A 17,189-nucleotide genomic window follows, 5' to 3' on the forward strand; every position below is an offset into this window, starting at 1 on the left:
TGATCAACAGGTGGCTCTTTTTGAAAAATCAAGGTACAGATGATTACCTACTTACCTCCATTGCACAAAAAGTGAATTGGAGGACTTTCTTTTGTAAAATCGACCGTTTAACTGTACTGGCGAAAATGACGGTGCTGAATTCGGAGAGAAAAACACTGTAGATAACGAAGAAGCTTCGATGAAAGATACGCTTTTTCAGTAGGGGAGAGTGAATTTTATCAATGAGGGGAATTCATGGGAGTGCTGTGGCAGAGGGGAGATTTTTGGAGGATATTAAAAAGATAATTTTTGAGGGGATGGAGATATAGATATACTAATGTGTTTGTTTAGTGCTATGGGGAGATTGTGAGGGAGGAATGGAAGATTTTGGAGTAGAAAATATCCAAAAGATAAAAATCTGTAATTAGAGTAATCTTTTATTGGGAAGTATATCGAAAAGAGAGTAAATCTTATCAAAAAATAAAAAAGTTTGTCATAGAATCTCCACACACACCTTCCTTCTGACTAAAATTTCCTAAATCTTAGTCATTATCACACACTTCCCTTCCGGCTGCGACTCCTAAACCCTAGTCAACCACGCTCAAAAAACTTTCGCATATGTAAAACAAAGTTACCAATACACAGACCAGAGGAAACAAAGTACTCCCTCACATGAATTTGCACTACGGAGTTCAAGACTCAGGAATCGTGGAAGCCTTTGCTGAACACGATTCCCGCCCTAAGAGGCTTGAACGAAGTGGTTAGTGCAACTGAATGTGAGGGAGTACTTTGTTTCCTCTGGTCGTCTTATCGCAACCAAATATATTTTACATATCCTAAAATTCTACATCTTCTTCTGCGCAGTCGAAAGCATCAGTTTGATACGGTTCAGCTGGTTTACTTCGCTTGCTCCCGGATCATAATCGATTGCAACGATGTTGGATTCCGGATGACGGCGGCGCAGTTCTTTAATAACACCTTTTCCGACTACGTGGTTTGGCAGGCAGGCGAAAGGCTGTGTGCAGACAATGTTTGGTGCACCACTGTGGATCAGCTCCAGCATTTCTCCGGTCAGGAACCATCCTTCACCGGTCTGGTTTCCAAGAGAAACAATTTCTTTTGCCATCGAAGCCAGGTGTTCAATATGTGACGGTGGATCGAAGCGTTTACTTGCTTTTAAGGCATCAACGGCAGGCTTGCGGAACCATTCCAGAACCTTGATTCCGAGATTACCCATGCGGGCGGTTGATTTCTTCATGCCGAGATGTTCTGCTTTAAAGTTTGTATTGTAGAAGCAGTAGAGCAGGAAGTCGGTCAGATCCGGAACCACGGCTTCGGCACCTTCCTGTTCAAGAAGATCTACCAGGTAGTTATTGGCAGCTGGAAGGAATTTGACAAGGATTTCTCCGACAACTCCAACTCGTGGTTTTTTGACATCTTTTAATGGAAGAGAATCAAAATCTTCTACGATCTGGCGGCAGAGACGCTTAAACTCACGTCTGCTTGGATAGCCTTTCTTGATAAATTCGATAACTGTCTTTTCCCATTTCTTATGCATGGCATTGGCAGAGCCTGGAACAGCTTCGTATGGGCGGACACGGTACAGGCAGCGCATGAAGAGATCGCCAAATACCAGACCATACACACCCTTCAGTACAAGCGGAAGGGTAATCTTGAATCCAGGATTGCTTTCAAGCCCGCTTAAGTTGATTGAAATAACAGGGATATGTCCGTAACCGGCTTTTTTAAGAGCGCGGCGGATAAATCCGATATAGTTGGAAGCACGGCATCCGCCACCGGTCTGTGAAATAATGACAGCCAGGTGGTCGGTGTCATATTTACCGGAAAGGATAGCTTCCATGATCTGTCCAACTACCATCAGAGATGGGTAGCAGGCGTCATTGTTTACATATTTAAGGCCCATGTCAACTGCATGCTTGTTATCATTTTTCAGTACTTCCAGTTTGTAACCTGCTTCCTGGAAAGCTGGCTCAATCAATGAAAAATGGATCGGCGACATCTGCGGACACAAAATTGTATAGGTTTCTTTCATTTCCTTTGTAAAAGGAATTTTTTCGATATTTGCCGGACGAATGGTGCGCTCCATATGCTTCTGCTCGCGGACGCGGATGGCGGCAAGAAGAGAACGGATACGGATACGTGCAGCACCCAAGTTATTTACCTCATCAATCTTGAGAGAGGTATAAATCTTGTCAGAACCGGTCAAAATATCTGCAACAGCATCGGTTGTTACGGCATCAAGACCGCATCCGAAAGAGTTCAGCTGGATCAGATCCAGATCATCTCTAGTCTTCACAAAATTGGCTGCTGCGTACAGTCGGGAATGATACATCCACTGATCCATAACGATTAGCGGACGTTCTACCGGATTCAGATGTGAGATGGAATCTTCCGTCAGAACGGCAAGTCCGTAGGAGGTGATCATCTCCGGGATACCGTGGTTGACTTCCGGATCGTAATGGTATGGACGACCGGCAAGTACGATGCCGCGGGTTCCTGTCTTTTCCATGTATGCGAGAGTTTCTTCACCTTTTTTGCGGATGTCCTGACGGCATGCAGCAAGCTCTTCCCATGCAGCATGAGCGGCATTTTTGATTTCTTCTGCTGGAAGATTCTTTGCAGAAGTAAATTCACGGACCAGTCCGGCGGTGATTGTCTCTTCACTTGTGAGGGCGAGGAATGGATTCATGAAATCCACTTCACCGTGTACGATCGGATCCATATTGTTCTTGATGTTCTCCGCGTATGAGGTGACGATCGGGCAGTTATAATGATTGTCGGCGTCGGCAAATTCACTACGTTCGTATGGTATACAAGGGTAGAATATAAAGTCTACACCCTGGTTGATCAGCCACTGTACATGTCCGTGCGCCAGCTTTGCCGGATAACACTCGGATTCGCTCGGAATAGATTCAATACCAAGTTCATAAATCTTATGTGTAGAAGCAGGAGAGAGTACCACATGATATCCCAGCTTTGTGAAGAAAGTAAACCAGAACGGATAGTTCTCATACATGTTCAGAACTCTCGGAATACCAACCGTTCCGCGTTTTGCCTCGGATGGAGCTAATGGTGTGTAACCAAAATAACGTTCATTTTTATAAGCGAAAAGGTTTGGCACATCACTCTTTGCTTTCTCTTTTCCAAGACCGCGTTCACAACGGTTTCCGGAAATAAAACGACGTCCGCCACTGAATTTGTTGATGGTCAGACGACAGTTGTTGGTACAGCCGTTACATTTTGCCATTGAGGTTGTATAGGTAAGTTCATTGATTTCATCAATGGAAAGCATGGTTGTATTTTTGCATTCTTTGAAACCATAACGTTCTCTTGCGATCAGTGCAGCTCCAAAAGCACCCATGATTCCTGCAATATCCGGACGGATTGCCTGACATCCGGCGATGGTCTCAAAGCTTCTGAGTACGGCATCATTATAGAATGTACCACCCTGTACAACAATTTTTTTACCAAGCTCAGATGCATCGGATACCTTGATAACCTTGAAAAGGGCATTTTTGATAACCGAATAAGCAAGTCCGGCTGAAATATCGGATACTTCAGCACCTTCTTTTTGCGCCTGTTTTACCTTTGAGTTCATAAATACGGTACAACGGGTTCCGAGGTCGATCGGATGTTTCGCAAAAAGTGCTTCATGTGCAAAATCCTCTACGGTGTAGTTCAGGGATTTGGCAAAAGTCTCGATAAAGGAACCGCATCCGGAAGAACATGCTTCGTTGAGCTGTACGCTGTCCACAGTCTGATTCTTGATCTTAATACACTTCATATCCTGACCACCGATATCGAGGATACAGTCTACATCCGGTTCAAAGAAAGAAGCGGCGTAATAGTGAGATACAGTTTCAACTTCGCCTTCATCCAGAAGAAGTGCGGCTTTAATGAGCGCTTCTCCGTAACCGGTTGAGCAGGAGTGAACGATCTGTACACCTTCCGGAAGCTGGCTGTAAATATCTTTGATCGCACCGATGGTCGTACCAAGCGGATCACCGTCATTGCCATGATAGAAGGAGTACAAAAGAGTACCGTCTTCTCCGACCAGAGCAGCTTTTGTGGTGGTAGAACCGGCATCGATTCCAAGGTAGGCATTACCACGGTAGCTGGCAAGATCACCAACCGGCACCTGATGCTTTGCATGGCGGTTCTTAAATTCATTGTAATCTGCTTCACTGGAAAAGAGCGGCTGCATACGCTCAACTTCAAAGTCCATTTCAATATGGGCATCCAGCTTTTTCTGCATCTCACCAAGAGAGGTGACTACATCTTTTTTAGAGTTCAGCGCAGAGCCGACAGCTGCAAAAAGATGGGAATACTTTGGCGCGATAATGTGTTCGTCATCCAGTTTAAGAGTACGGATAAATGCTTCTCTCAGTTCGGAGAGGAAATGAAGCGGTCCACCGAGGAAAGCAACATGTCCGCGGATTGGTTTTCCGCAGGCAAGACCACTGATGGTCTGGTTGACCACTGCCTGGAAAATAGAAGCGGACAGATCTTCTTTGGTAGCACCGTCATTGATCAGCGGCTGGATATCTGTCTTTGCAAATACGCCACAGCGGGCTGCGATCGTATAAAGTGCTTTGTATTTTTTGGCATATTCGTTCAGACCGGTTGCATCTGTCTGGAGAAGGGATGCCATCTGGTCGATGAAAGATCCGGTACCTCCGGCGCAGATTCCGTTCATACGCTGCTCAATATTTCCATTTTCAAAATAGATGATCTTGGCATCTTCGCCACCCAGTTCGATTGCTACATCAGTCTGCGGTGCATAATCCTGAAGAGCGGTGGAAACGGCAACAACCTCCTGGACAAAAGGTACGCCAAGGTGCTTTGCCAGAGTAAGACCACCTGATCCGGTAATCATTGGAGATACCTTGATCTGACCGAGCTTGTAGATAGCACGACCGAGCAGATCAGAAAGGGTTTCCTGAATATTGGCGAAGTGACGCTCGTAATCAGAAAACAGAACATCATTATTACTGTCCAGAACTGCGATTTTAACAGTTGTAGAACCGATGTCAATCCCCAGGGTATGTAATTCTGTCTGATTCATGATTTAACTACTCCTTATTACAATTAAAAAATTTGTCTGTGTTTTTACCTATTAAATGTAGTTCGCAGAGAACTACAGTATCTTACATTATACGACAGAACCTTCGAAAATACAAACAGAAGTTGTGTATGGCGTTGTAGAAAAAAGTGCCTGGAAGTGAACAAAAGATGTAAATTATGTGAAAAGAGAGTAAAGAGGTGGAATGGAATTGACAAAGTAAAAAGCAGACGATAAAATAACATACGTGGAAGGAGATTTTGAATGAAGAACTGGTTAGATAAAATGGAGCGCAGATTCGGGCGCTATGCAATTAGGAATCTTACGATGTATCTGCTTGCAGGCTATGCGATCGGATATCTTTTGAGTTTTACGATGCCACAGCTTCTCACCTATTTTACACTGGAACCGGCACTGATTCTGAAAGGGCAGGTGTGGCGACTTCTAAGCTGGGTGATCATCCCGCCGAATGACAATATTATTTTTGTTATCTTTATGATGCTGTTATACTATTCCCTTGGTAATACGCTGGAAAGCTACTGGGGGGCATTTCGTTACAATGTTTACATTTTTTCAGGGATATTATTTACGGTTATCGGAGCTTTTATTGTGAATGGACTGATCGGAGGCGTTACCGGATTTGGAAGCCTTTACAGTACTTACTATATCAATATGTCCATTTTCCTTGCCTGTGCATCCATCATGCCGGATTATCAGCTTTTGCTTTATGGCATTATTCCGGTCAAGATGAAGTGGCTTGCAATTCTGGATGTGGTTCTGCTTGCGGTAGACGCAGTGCAGGGCGGTCTGATCATACGGATCGTGATCATCGCATCCCTTTTGAATTTTATTATTTTCTTTTTCTGCAACCGGAATCTGCGTGGACACAGTCCGAAACAGGCTGCCCGCAGAAAGAAATTCCAGAAGCAGATAAGCCGTCCGCAGAATCAGTATGCAGGCGGTGCAAAGCACAGATGTGCAGTGTGCGGACGTACTGAACTTGACGATCCGACACTGGAGTTCCGTTATTGCTCAAAGTGTAATGTGAATTATGAATATTGCCAGGACCATCTTTTCACACACGAACATGTGAAGTAGATGTTCTACCATAGAATCAAATTGAATGATAAGAGGAGGAAACAATGAAAAAAACCAAGATTGTTTGTACAATGGGACCAAACACCAACGACAGAGAAATGATGAGAAAGCTGATCCAGAATGGAATGAATGTGGCGCGTTTCAATTTCTCACATGGTGATCATGAAGAACAGAAGTTCAGAATGGATATGCTCAAAGAACTTCGTGAAGAGGAACATACAAACACTGCAATCCTTCTAGATACAAAGGGACCGGAAATTCGTACAGGAATCCTGAAAGACGGAAAGAAGATTAGTTTAAAAGAAGGAGAAACCTTCACTCTGACAACAGAAGATATCGTAGGAGATAATAAGAGAGTATCTATCACATATAAGGGACTGGTACAGGATATTTATAAAGGCTGCACCATTCTGATTGACGACGGTCTGATCGGACTTCGTGTAGATAGCAAGACAGAGACAGAGATTGTCTGTTCTGTAGTAAATGGCGGAGAACTTGGCGAAAGAAAAGGTGTTAACGTACCGAACGTAGCCATTCGTCTTCCGGCTATTACAGAAAAAGATAAGGATGATATCCGTTTCGGTGTAGAGCAGGATATTGACTTTATCGCTGCATCATTTGTAAGAAATGCAGAGTGTGTACTTGAGATCAAGGCATACTTAAAAGAACTCGGCGCTCCGTATATTCCGATCATTGCAAAGGTAGAGAACGCAGAAGGTATCGAGAATATTGATGAGATCATCCGTGCGGCTGATGGTATCATGGTGGCACGTGGAGATCTTGGTGTAGAGATCCCGGCAGAGGAAGTGCCGCATCTCCAGAAAATGATCATCCAGAAATGTAATGACAACTTTAAGACGGTTATTACTGCAACACAGATGCTGGATTCTATGATGCGTAATCCGCGCCCGACAAGAGCAGAAGTGACGGACGTTGCCAATGCGGTATACGACGGAACAGATGCAGTTATGCTTTCCGGTGAGACTGCACAGGGTAAATACCCTCTGGAAGCACTGCAGATGATGGTTCATATTGTAGAGACGACAGAGGAACATCTGGATTATGATTCCATTCTTGTTAAAGCCGGAGATCATCTGAAATCAGGTGTGTCCAGTGCGATTGGATATGCTTCTGTACTTGCAGCTGCAAACCTGAATGCAAGATGCATCATCACTCCATCTGTATCCGGAGCAACAACAAGGGTTGTATCCAACCTTCGTCCGAGACAGGAAATTCTTGGAATCACACCGAACGAGCGTACCCTTCGTCGTATGTCGATCTACTGGGGCGTAAGAGCACTGAAGTCTCTGGAATTCCATACAACAGATGATATCTGCAGTGGGGCAATTGATCTTGCACAGGCAAAGAAATGCGTGGACAGTGGAGATATTGTTGTCCTGACAGCTGGTATTCCTTCACCAAGCGTACAGCGTGAAAAGGGTTCTGTAAGTAATATGATGCGTATTGCAACCATCGATTAGACGAAAGAGAGATGAACAGGATGAAAAAAGAACCATTCGTAACAAAGACACAGTTAGATGAAATCGTAAAAGAATATCCGACTCCGTTTCATCTTTATGATGAGAAAGGGATTCGTGAGAATGTAAAAGCACTCAAAGAAGCATTTGCATGGAACAAAGGATATAAAGAATATTTTGCAGTAAAGGCAACTCCTAACCCATATATCCTCAATATTTTAAAAGAATATGGATGTGGATGTGACTGCTCTTCCTATACAGAGCTTTTAATGTCTGAGTCTGTCGGACAGGTTGGAGAAAATATTATGTTTTCTTCCAATGATACACCGGCAGAGGAATTTGCACTTGCAGATAAGCTCGGCGCGATCATAAACCTGGATGATATCACACACATTGATTTTCTGGAAAAGACGATCGGAAAGATTCCGGAGACGATCAGCTGCCGTTATAATCCGGGCGGACTTTTCAAAATTTCCAACAGCATTATGGATAATCCGGGAGATGCCAAATACGGTATGACAACCGAACAGATTTTTGATGCATTCAAGATTCTGAAGTCCAAGGGTGCAAAAGAGTTCGGTATCCATGCATTCCTTGCAAGTAATACTGTAACTAATGAATATTATCCGACACTTGCACGTACTCTGTTTGAAGTAGCAGTCAAGCTTCAGAAAGAGACCGGTGCACATATCAAGTTCATCAACCTTTCCGGTGGTGTGGGAATCCCTTACAAACCGGATCAGGAACCGAACGATATTAAGGCGATCGGTGAAGGTGTAAGAAAAGTGTATGAAGAGGTTCTTGTTCCGGCTGGAATGGGCGATGTGGAGATTTACACAGAGCTTGGCCGTTTTATGCTTGGACCTTATGGATGCCTTGTGACAAAAGCAATCCATGAAAAGCATACGCACAAAGAGTACATCGGTGTAGATGCATGTGCCGCAAACCTGATGCGTCCGGCTATGTATGGTGCCTACCATCACATCACTGTCATGGGAAAAGAAAATGAACCATGCGATCATACTTACGATGTGACGGGTTCTTTGTGTGAGAATAATGATAAATTTGCGATCGATCGCCAGCTTCCGAAGATTGACATGGGAGATCTGCTTGTGATCCATGATACCGGAGCACACGGATTCTCTATGGGATATAATTACAACGGACGTCTTCGTTCCGCAGAAGTTCTTCTGAAAGAGGACGGAGGTACACAACTGATCCGCAGAGCAGAGACTCCGATGGATTACTTTGCAACTTTCGACTGCTTCCCGGTTTATGAGGAACTTAAGAAGAATACGGAAGAAGCGGATAAGCTCGGAAAATAGAATTATAAGCTGAGATAGAAAATGCCCCTGGATTTGATCCGGGGGCAAAAATTTATACAAAATAATCTGACAGAATATTTCAAATTTAATGGAAAACATTTTAATGCAAAATAAAAAGTACATCACCTGAAAGTGTTGGTGCTTTTAAGGGGAAAATTATTGTGTTATACTATATTTGTCACAGTATACAAACAGGAAAGGAGCTGAAAATATGATGTATCCTTATATGACGTTGGATGATGATACAGAGATTGTTCATTCAGAGATGAAAGAAGACGGAACTGTAAAAGTTTATATTGAAACACCAGATGATAAGGGCGGATTTCATAATGCAACTTGTATTTTACCTAATTACAAGTGGGAAAATATAGAAGGATATTCTGAAAGAGAAATAGAATATTTTATGCAACTAATAAGAGATAATGCACATCTGATAATTGAATTTTCGCAAGAGGGAGGAATATTAAATGCCGCAAATCTTTAGAATTGGTGCATATAGTATTTATTTTTGGGCGAATGAAAATGATCCACTTGAACCAATTCATGTTCATGTGGCTGAAGGAAGAGCGAATGCAAATACAACTAAAATTTGGATAACCAGTTCAGGACATACTGTACTTTGCAATAATAACTCACAGATTCCACAAAAAGAATTAAGAAATATTATGCGTGTAGTGGAAGCAAACAGCAAAACTATTATAGATAAGTGGTATCAGTTCTTTGGAGAAATTAGATATTTCTGTTAATAGGAGTGATTTTTTCATTTCAAACAGGAAGGGAGTTGAAAATATGCCATTACCAAAAGAACATATTTAGCAAGTATCATTGATAGATATATTTCAGATAATAATGGAAAATGTGAAGTATATGCAGCTCCATTTGCAGTATTCATTTGATGAAGAAATACCGGTGGGAATTTATCCAGGCTTTAAGATAAATATAGCAGAGTTATTGATGTAGAAGTGAAGATAATTTAATTTAAAAAAGTAGTGGTTTGATGTACTTAGGACTAATCAAAAGTAATCAAACATTTTGAATGTAAAACATCCCTGAAACCCTTGATTTATAAGGGCTTCAGGGATGTTGAGTGAATGCCGGCAGCGGGACTTGAACCCGCACGCGGTCACCCGCAACAGATTTTGAGTCTGCCTCGTCTGCCATTCCGACATGCCGGCTTAACTAAAGATTCAATAAGAACCGAAGATAATGATAGCATATTTGTTATTGGTTCGCAAGTGTTTTTTGAAAATATATTTCTTATAATCCTGTTCATGTAATCTTTGTAAATGGATTTATTTAGGGATATTGAAAATATAGTAAAAAAATGTCATAATGAGACGTTGTATATTTGAACGAATAGATAGAAAAGATAGAAGTAAGTGATGAGACTTACAGAGAGGCAGTTGATTATGAGCAAAATCGTATTGATAGACGGACACAGTATTCTGAACAGGGCGTTTTTTGGACTTCCGGATCTGACAAATGCGGAAGGACTCCATACGAATGCAGTATATGGATTCTTAAATATTATGTTCAAGATCCTGGAGGAGGAAAAGCCGGAGTATCTGACCGTTGCATTTGATGTGCATGCGCCGACTTTCCGCCATAAGATGTTTGAGGCGTATAAGGGGACGAGAAAGCCGATGGCAGAAGAACTCAGACAGCAGGTACCGTTGATGAAGGAAGTTCTGCATGCTATGGGAATCCGGACGATCGAGCAAGAAGGGCTGGAGGCAGATGACCTTCTTGGAACGTTGTCCAAAAGATGCGAGCAGATGGGGATGGAAGTGGTCATTATTTCTGGAGACAGAGATCTTCTCCAGCTTGCTACAGACCATGTTGAGATCCGGATTCCGAAGACAAAACGGACCGGAACTGAGATTGAGAATTATTATGCAACGGACGTAAAAGAAAAATACCAGGTGACACCGACAGAATTTATTGATGTGAAAGCATTGATGGGAGATACTTCGGATAATATCCCAGGGGTGCCGGGAGTCGGAGAAAAGACGGCGACCAAGATTATTGTAGAATACGGATCTATTGAAAATGCCTACAAGCACGCATCCGAACTGAAGCCGCCGAGAGCATCGAAAAATCTGGTGGAATACTGGGATCAGGCACAAATGAGTAAGATGCTGGCGACAATCAATGTAGACGCAGATTTTGCTTATGAACTGGAAGAGGCGAAGCTTGGAAATCTTTATACAGAGGAAGCTTATGTCTATTTCCAGAGACTGCAGTTCAAGAATCTGCTGACCCGTTTTGATGTGCAGAGTGAGAATTCGATTGAAGATGCATTTGTGATCGCTGTGGGAAAAGAAGAAATTCAGAAAATCTTTGCGGAGGCGGAAAAAGCGCAGACAGTGGGAGCCGTTCTATACAAAGACACCAGAAATGTACTTCCGCTGTTTGCGGGAAGTGCTGAGATAGGTGGAATTGGAATTTCGTTTGGGAAAGAGAAAATCTACTGCATTCCGGTGGAAAACGGATACAGCATGGCTGAACTTCTGGAGGCACTTGTACATGTGGCAAAGCATGCCGGACGATTTGCGGTGTTTGATCTGAAGTCATCCCTGCCTTATCTGAAAGGGTTAGAAGGAGCGGCAGAGGAGAAGTGTTTTGACAGTATTGTAGCAGCTTATCTCCTGAATCCGTTGAAAAATGATTATGGATTTGAAGATGTGGCGCAGGAGCATCTTGGATTGATGATCGATCCGAAGACAGAACTGGAAAAAATGGTCTGTTATGAAGCCTATGCAGCATTTGCGTCATCGGAAGTTTTGGAAGAAAAGCTGAAAAAAGAGGAAATGTGGAAGCTTTTTACAGAAATAGAGATGCCGCTTGTATTTACCCTGTTCCACATGGAGCAAAACGGGGTGCGTGTAGAAGCCGAAGAACTGAAAAGCTATGGAGAACAGCTTGGCGGAAAAATCGTACAGCTGGAAAAGGAAATCTATGAGCTTGCCGGGGAAGAATTCAATATCAATTCGCCAAAGCAGCTGGGCGTGGTCCTTTTTGAACATCTGTCCCTTCCGAATGGAAAGAAGACGAAAACGGGATATTCGACGGCAGCAGATGTACTGGATAAGCTGGCACCGGATTATCCGATCGTGGCAAAAATCCTGGAATATCGTCAGCTTGCCAAGTTGAAATCGACTTATGCAGATGGGCTTGCCGTGTTTATTCATGAAGATGATCACCGGATCCATGGAAAATTCAACCAGACAGTCACAGCGACCGGACGTATCAGCAGTACAGAGCCAAACCTGCAGAATATCCCGGCGAGGGTAGAACTTGGACGGCTGATCCGTAAAGTATTTGTGCCGGAAGAGGGATATGTGTTTGTAGATGCTGATTATTCACAGATAGAACTGCGTGTGCTGGCACATTGTTCCGGAGATACAGCACTGATCGAAGCATACCGGGAGGCAAAAGACATTCACCGGATCACAGCTTCTCAGGTGTTCCATACTCCGTTTGATGAAGTGACCGATCTGCAGAGGCGAAATGCAAAAGCAGTCAACTTTGGTATTGTTTATGGGATCAGTTCTTTCGGACTGAGCCAGGACTTAAGTATTACGAGAAAAGAAGCGGCCGAATATATTGACCGTTATTTTGAAACCTATCCGGGCATTAAGAAATTTCTGGATGATGCAGTTGCTCATGCAAAAGAACAGGGATATGTTGTGACCTTGTTTGGCAGAAGAAGACCGGTTCCGGAGCTGTCTTCCAGCAATTTTATGCAGAGACAATTCGGGGAACGTGTGGCAATGAATTCTCCGATCCAGGGAACGGCTGCAGATATCATGAAAATCGCAATGATCGCTGTGGACAAAGAGCTTCGCATGAGAAACATGAAATCCAGACTGGTTCTGCAGGTGCACGATGAACTTCTGATCGAGACATGGAAGGGAGAGGAAGAGGAAGTGCGGGAGATCCTGAAAGAAGGCATGATGCATGCGGCAGATCTTTCCGTTCCGCTTGAAATTGACATGCATAGTGGAAAAAACTGGTATGAGGCAAAATAGAAGGAAACAGGTATGAGAAAAATAGGAATAACAGGAGGCATTGGTTCCGGGAAGAGCAAAGTACTCGACTTTTTAAGTGAAGTGTGCGGTGCGGTGATCTGCCAGTCAGATCTGGTGGCACATCAGGTACAGCTTCCGGGAGAAAAATGTTATCAGAAGGTCGTGGAGACGTTTGGAAAAGAAATTTTAAATCCTGACGGAACGATTGACCGGAAAATTCTTGGCAGAATTGTGTTTGACCAGCCAGAGAAACTGAAAAAGCTGAATACAATCGTGCATCCGGCGGTCAATGAAAAGATCCGGGAGGAAATGCAGAAGGCGCAGGAAGAGGGAAAAGCGCTTTTTGTTCTGGAAGCCGCACTCCTTACGGAACCGGTATATCGTGAGATGTTGGATGAAATCTGGTATATTCATGTGCCACAGGAGATCCGGATGGAGAGATTGAGAAGTTCACGCGGATATTCAGATGAAAAAATGTATGCGGTGTTTGCAAATCAGCCATCGGAAGAGACATTTACAGCGGTTTCGGATCTTGTGATCGAAAATGGTGGAACCTTTGAAGAAACGGAAAAACAGATAGACTTGGCACTGGGAAGAGGCTAAGAACAGGGAGAAGAAACAAGATGAGATTATGCAGTATTGCCAGTGGCAGCAGCGGAAACTGTATTTATGTGGGGAGCGATCACACGCATCTGCTTGTAGATACAGGAATCAGCAAAAAACGAATTGAGGAAGGCTTAAAGGAACTTGAAATAAAAGGGGAAGAGCTGGATGGAATCCTGATTACCCATGAACATGCAGATCATATTCAGGGACTTGGTGTATTCAGCAGAAAATATGAAATTCCGATCTATGGAACACCGGGAACGATTCGGGGGATCCGTGATTATAAAAATCTTGGGAAAATGCCGGAAGGACTTTACCATGAAATCCAGGTAGATAAAGGATTTAAGCTGGGAGATATTGACGTGCATCCATTTGCTATTTCCCATGATGCAAATGAACCGAGCGGTTACCGCTTTGAGCAGGATGGAAAGAAGATCGCGGTAGCAACAGATCTTGGAAAATACGATGAATATACGGTAGAGAACCTGAAGGATTTAAATGCGGTCCTGCTGGAATCTAACCATGATATACATATGCTGGAAGTCGGTCCTTATCCGTACTACCTGAAACAGAGAGTTCTTGGGGACAGAGGACATTTATCAAATGAATTGTCAGGACGGCTTCTTTGTGATATACTACACAATAACTTGCAGAGTGTATTGCTGGGGCATTTGAGCAAGGAGAATAATTACGAAGAACTTGCATATGAGACTGTCAAGCTGGAGGTCACTTTGGGGCAGAACCCGTATAAGGGAGATGAGATACCGATCGCAGTTGCAAAAAGGGATCAGGTGTCTGCAGTGATCGAGGTTTAGAAAAAGAAAGTATGCGGGATTGGATTCAGGAGGACAGGCAGAATGAAGAAATGCATTATTACAGTAGTCGGTAAAGATTCGGTCGGAATTATTGCGAAAGTGTGTACATACCTGGCAGAGACCAATATCAATATTTTGAATATCTCCCAGACGATCGTGGATGGGTATTTTAATATGATGGCGGTTGCAGATGTGGAAAATTCAAAAAAAGAACTGGATATCGTAGCGGTAGAACTTCGTGATATCGGCTTACAGATCGGTGTCAATATTCATTGTCAGAGAGAAGAGATTTTTGAAAAAATGCACAGACTGTAAGGAGAGAGCTATGATTAACTTTTACGAAGTAGTAGAAACCAACCAGATGATCGAAGAAGAAAATCTGGATGTAAGAACAATCACACTTGGTATCAGTCTGATGGACTGTATTGACTCAGATCTGGACAGACTGAATGAAAAGATATATAAAAAAATCACAACACTTGCAAAGGATCTTGTATCGACAGGAGAGAAGATTGAAAGTGAATTTGGAATTCCGATCGTTAATAAGCGGATTTCCATTACACCGGTTGCACTTGTCGGCGGTTCAGCCTGCAAAAAACCAGAGGATTTTGTGACGATCGCAGAGACGCTGGATAAAGCGGCAAAGGAAGTCAGAGTAAACTTTATCGGAGGATACTCGGCAATCGTATCCAAGGGAATGACAAAAAGCGATGAACTCCTGATCCGTTCTATTCCGATGGCAATGGCAAAGACAGAGCGTGTGTGCAGTTCGGTCAATGTAGGTTCGACAAAGACTGGTATTGATATGGATGCAGTCCGTCTTTGTGGTGAGATTGTAAAAGAGACAGCAGAGATGACAAAGGATAAGGATTCGATTGGCTGTGCAAAATTTGTAGTTTTGTGTAATGCACCGGATGATAACCCGTTTATGGCAGGGGCATTTTTAGGTGTTACCGAAGGAGATGCTGTGATCAATGTCGGTGTCAGCGGGCCTGGCGTTGTAAAAAGAGCGATTGAAAAATGTCGTGGCAAGGGCTTTCAGGAGCTTTGTGATACGATTAAGAAGACGGCATTTAAGGTGACAAGGGTTGGTCAGCTTGTAGCCGGAGAAGCTTCCAAAAGGCTTGGTATTCCGTTCGGGATCATTGACCTGTCACTGGCACCGACACCGGCTGTCGGCGATTCGGTAGCGGAGATTCTGGAAGAAATCGGCCTCGAGAGAGTTGGTGCACCAGGAACAACAGCAGCACTTGCGATGCTGAACGATCAGGTGAAAAAGGGCGGCGTTATGGCCTCTTCTTATGTGGGAGGTTTAAGCGGAGCTTTTATTCCGGTCAGTGAGGATCAAGGAATGATCGATGCAGTCAATGCCGGATCACTTTGTATAGAAAAGCTGGAGGCGATGACTTGTGTCTGCTCGGTAGGGCTTGATATGATCGCTATTCCGGGTAAGACGAAAGCTACCACGATTTCCGGAATCATTGCGGATGAGATGGCGATCGGAATGGTCAATCAGAAGACGACGGCGGTTCGTGTGATACCTGTAGTTGGAAAGGATGTTGGAGATATGGCAGAGTTTGGCGGTCTTTTGGGATATGCGCCGATCATGCCGGTCAATGAATTTGACTGCAGTGCATTTGTGAATCGAAAGGGAAGAATTCCTGCACCGATACATAGTTTTAAAAATTAGAAAGAGGTAAAGAAAGCATGGGGAAAGTTGCGATTGTAACAGATAGTAACAGTGGAATTACACAGGCAGAAGGAAAAAAGATGGGAATTTACGTACTTCCGATGCCATTCTATATCAATGAGGAGCTGTTTTTCGAGGATATCACGCTCACGCAGGAGGAATTTTATGAAAAGCTGGCAGGAGATGCAGATATTAAGACTTCCCAGCCGGCTCCTGGAGATGTAATGGATATGTGGGACAAGGCGCTGGAGGAATATGATGAGATTGTACATATTCCGATGTCAGCCGGTCTTAGCAGTTCCTGTGATACTGCAATCATGCTTTCTCAGGACTATGATGGAAAAGTACAGGTCGTAAATAATCACCGGATTTCTGTCACACAGCGAAGATCGGTGGAAGAGGCGAAAAAGCTTGCAGATGCTGGAAGGAGCGCGGCAGAAATTAAAGAATTGTTAGAAGCGACTCAGTGGGACAGTGATATCTATATTACAGTAGATACGTTAAAATACCTGAAGAAAGGTGGCAGACTTACACCGGCAGCTGCAGCGATTGGAACGGTTCTGAACCTGAAGCCGGTTCTCCGTCTTAAAGGGGAGAAGCTGGACGCTTTTGCAAAGTCAAGAGGATGGAAGAGCGCGAAGAAGACGATGATCAAGACGATTAATGAGATTCGTACTTCTGAATTCGGAGATTGTGATGGGGAAAAAGATCTGTATCTGGATGCGGCTTACACAGGAGACCGTGAGGATGCACAGGAATGGCTGGATGAGCTTCATGAAGCATTTCCGGAGTTTGAAATCCGGATGGATCCGCTGTCGTTGAGTGTGGCATGCCATATCGGACCTGGGGCGAGAGCTGTGACACTGACGAAGATTCTTCATGTGAACTAAATGAATGGGAGAGGCTTTTTGCGCAAACATATGTGAGGCAAAGAGTCTCTTCTTTTTGAATAAAGATGAGGGAGCAGGATACAAATAAATACCGGCAAATCCAAGTTGCGCAAGGGCATTCCGATGAACCTCTGAATGCGAAAATTATGTCAGCAAAGGCTTCCATAATTTTTGAGTTTCATCTCCATTGCGCA

Annotated in this window: 12 protein-coding genes and 1 tRNA gene; 11 read left to right on the forward strand and 2 right to left on the reverse strand. The window is 43.6% G+C overall.

Annotation, left to right across the window (positions count from 1 at the left end):
* Positions 1-823 precede the first annotated feature (823 nt).
* Positions 824-5,065 carry a 2-hydroxyacyl-CoA dehydratase gene (locus G4407_RS05785; protein WP_173688107.1) on the reverse strand — a complete coding sequence of 1,414 codons (4,242 nt, stop codon included), beginning with the start codon at positions 5,063-5,065 and terminating at the stop codon, positions 824-826.
* 261 nt (positions 5,066-5,326) lie between these two features.
* Between G4407_RS05785 and G4407_RS05790 the strand changes: the two genes are divergently transcribed.
* From G4407_RS05790 to G4407_RS05810, 5 genes are all read left to right on the forward strand, one after another.
* Entirely contained in the window at positions 5,327-6,160 is an 834-nt protein-coding gene (locus G4407_RS05790) for a hypothetical protein (protein WP_173688108.1), read from the forward strand.
* 44 nt (positions 6,161-6,204) lie between these two features.
* Complete coding sequence (gene pyk / locus G4407_RS05795) at positions 6,205-7,641, forward strand: pyruvate kinase (protein ID WP_173688109.1); 1,437 nt, start codon at positions 6,205-6,207, stop codon at positions 7,639-7,641.
* Positions 7,642-7,661: 20 nt separating this feature from the next.
* On the forward strand, positions 7,662-8,963 hold the full coding sequence (locus tag G4407_RS05800) for a diaminopimelate decarboxylase (RefSeq protein ID WP_173688110.1): 1,302 nt from the start codon (positions 7,662-7,664) through the stop codon (positions 8,961-8,963).
* A gap of 211 nt (positions 8,964-9,174) precedes the next feature.
* Positions 9,175-9,447 carry a hypothetical protein gene (locus G4407_RS05805; RefSeq protein ID WP_173688111.1) on the forward strand — a complete coding sequence of 91 codons (273 nt, stop codon included), beginning with the start codon at positions 9,175-9,177 and terminating at the stop codon, positions 9,445-9,447.
* Positions 9,431-9,709 (forward strand): DUF4160 domain-containing protein, encoded by a 279-nt coding sequence (locus G4407_RS05810; protein ID WP_173688112.1) that lies wholly within the window; start codon positions 9,431-9,433, stop codon positions 9,707-9,709. Before G4407_RS05805 ends, G4407_RS05810 begins: the two co-directional genes overlap by 17 nt.
* 346 nt (positions 9,710-10,055) lie before the next feature.
* Here G4407_RS05810 and G4407_RS05815 read toward each other — a convergent pair.
* A tRNA-Leu gene (locus tag G4407_RS05815) sits at positions 10,056-10,138 on the reverse strand.
* Positions 10,139-10,369: 231 nt separating this feature from the next.
* Between G4407_RS05815 and polA the strand changes: the two genes are divergently transcribed.
* Genes polA through G4407_RS05845 form a run of 6 tightly spaced genes read left to right on the forward strand, consistent with a single transcriptional unit; the run spans position 10,370 to position 16,995 of the window.
* On the forward strand, positions 10,370-12,994 hold the full coding sequence (polA, locus tag G4407_RS05820) for a DNA polymerase I (protein ID WP_173688196.1): 2,625 nt from the start codon (positions 10,370-10,372) through the stop codon (positions 12,992-12,994).
* Between the two features lie 12 nt (positions 12,995-13,006).
* Positions 13,007-13,597, forward strand: a complete 591-nt coding sequence (gene coaE, locus G4407_RS05825) for a dephospho-CoA kinase (RefSeq protein ID WP_173688113.1) — start codon at positions 13,007-13,009, stop codon at positions 13,595-13,597.
* Positions 13,598-13,617: 20 nt separating this feature from the next.
* Positions 13,618-14,415 (forward strand): MBL fold metallo-hydrolase, encoded by a 798-nt coding sequence (locus G4407_RS05830; RefSeq protein WP_173688114.1) that lies wholly within the window; start codon positions 13,618-13,620, stop codon positions 14,413-14,415.
* Between the two features lie 42 nt (positions 14,416-14,457).
* Positions 14,458-14,730: an ACT domain-containing protein gene (locus G4407_RS05835; protein ID WP_173688115.1), complete on the forward strand. Its 273-nt coding sequence runs from the start codon at positions 14,458-14,460 to the stop codon at positions 14,728-14,730.
* Between the two features lie 10 nt (positions 14,731-14,740).
* Positions 14,741-16,105 (forward strand): PFL family protein, encoded by a 1,365-nt coding sequence (locus G4407_RS05840; RefSeq protein WP_173688116.1) that lies wholly within the window; start codon positions 14,741-14,743, stop codon positions 16,103-16,105.
* Positions 16,106-16,122: 17 nt separating this feature from the next.
* Positions 16,123-16,995 (forward strand): DegV family protein, encoded by an 873-nt coding sequence (locus G4407_RS05845; RefSeq protein WP_173688117.1) that lies wholly within the window; start codon positions 16,123-16,125, stop codon positions 16,993-16,995.
* The last annotated feature ends 194 nt before the right edge of the window (positions 16,996-17,189 follow it).

Source organism: Allocoprococcus comes (genome assembly GCF_013300725.1).
Taxonomy (GTDB): Bacteria; Bacillota; Clostridia; order Lachnospirales; family Lachnospiraceae; genus Allocoprococcus; species Allocoprococcus comes_A.

Coding starts and splice junctions, on each gene's coding strand:
- G4407_RS05785 (WP_173688107.1), bottom strand. CDS start 5,065: ATGAATCAGACAGAATTACATACCCTGGGGATTGACATCGGTTCTACA.
- G4407_RS05790 (WP_173688108.1), top strand. CDS start 5,327: ATGAAGAACTGGTTAGATAAAATGGAGCGCAGATTCGGGCGCTATGCA.
- pyk (WP_173688109.1), top strand. CDS start 6,205: ATGAAAAAAACCAAGATTGTTTGTACAATGGGACCAAACACCAACGAC.
- G4407_RS05800 (WP_173688110.1), top strand. CDS start 7,662: ATGAAAAAAGAACCATTCGTAACAAAGACACAGTTAGATGAAATCGTA.
- G4407_RS05805 (WP_173688111.1), top strand. CDS start 9,175: ATGATGTATCCTTATATGACGTTGGATGATGATACAGAGATTGTTCAT.
- G4407_RS05810 (WP_173688112.1), top strand. CDS start 9,431: ATGCCGCAAATCTTTAGAATTGGTGCATATAGTATTTATTTTTGGGCG.
- coaE (WP_173688113.1), top strand. CDS start 13,007: ATGAGAAAAATAGGAATAACAGGAGGCATTGGTTCCGGGAAGAGCAAA.
- G4407_RS05830 (WP_173688114.1), top strand. CDS start 13,618: ATGAGATTATGCAGTATTGCCAGTGGCAGCAGCGGAAACTGTATTTAT.
- G4407_RS05835 (WP_173688115.1), top strand. CDS start 14,458: ATGAAGAAATGCATTATTACAGTAGTCGGTAAAGATTCGGTCGGAATT.
- G4407_RS05840 (WP_173688116.1), top strand. CDS start 14,741: ATGATTAACTTTTACGAAGTAGTAGAAACCAACCAGATGATCGAAGAA.
- G4407_RS05845 (WP_173688117.1), top strand. CDS start 16,123: ATGGGGAAAGTTGCGATTGTAACAGATAGTAACAGTGGAATTACACAG.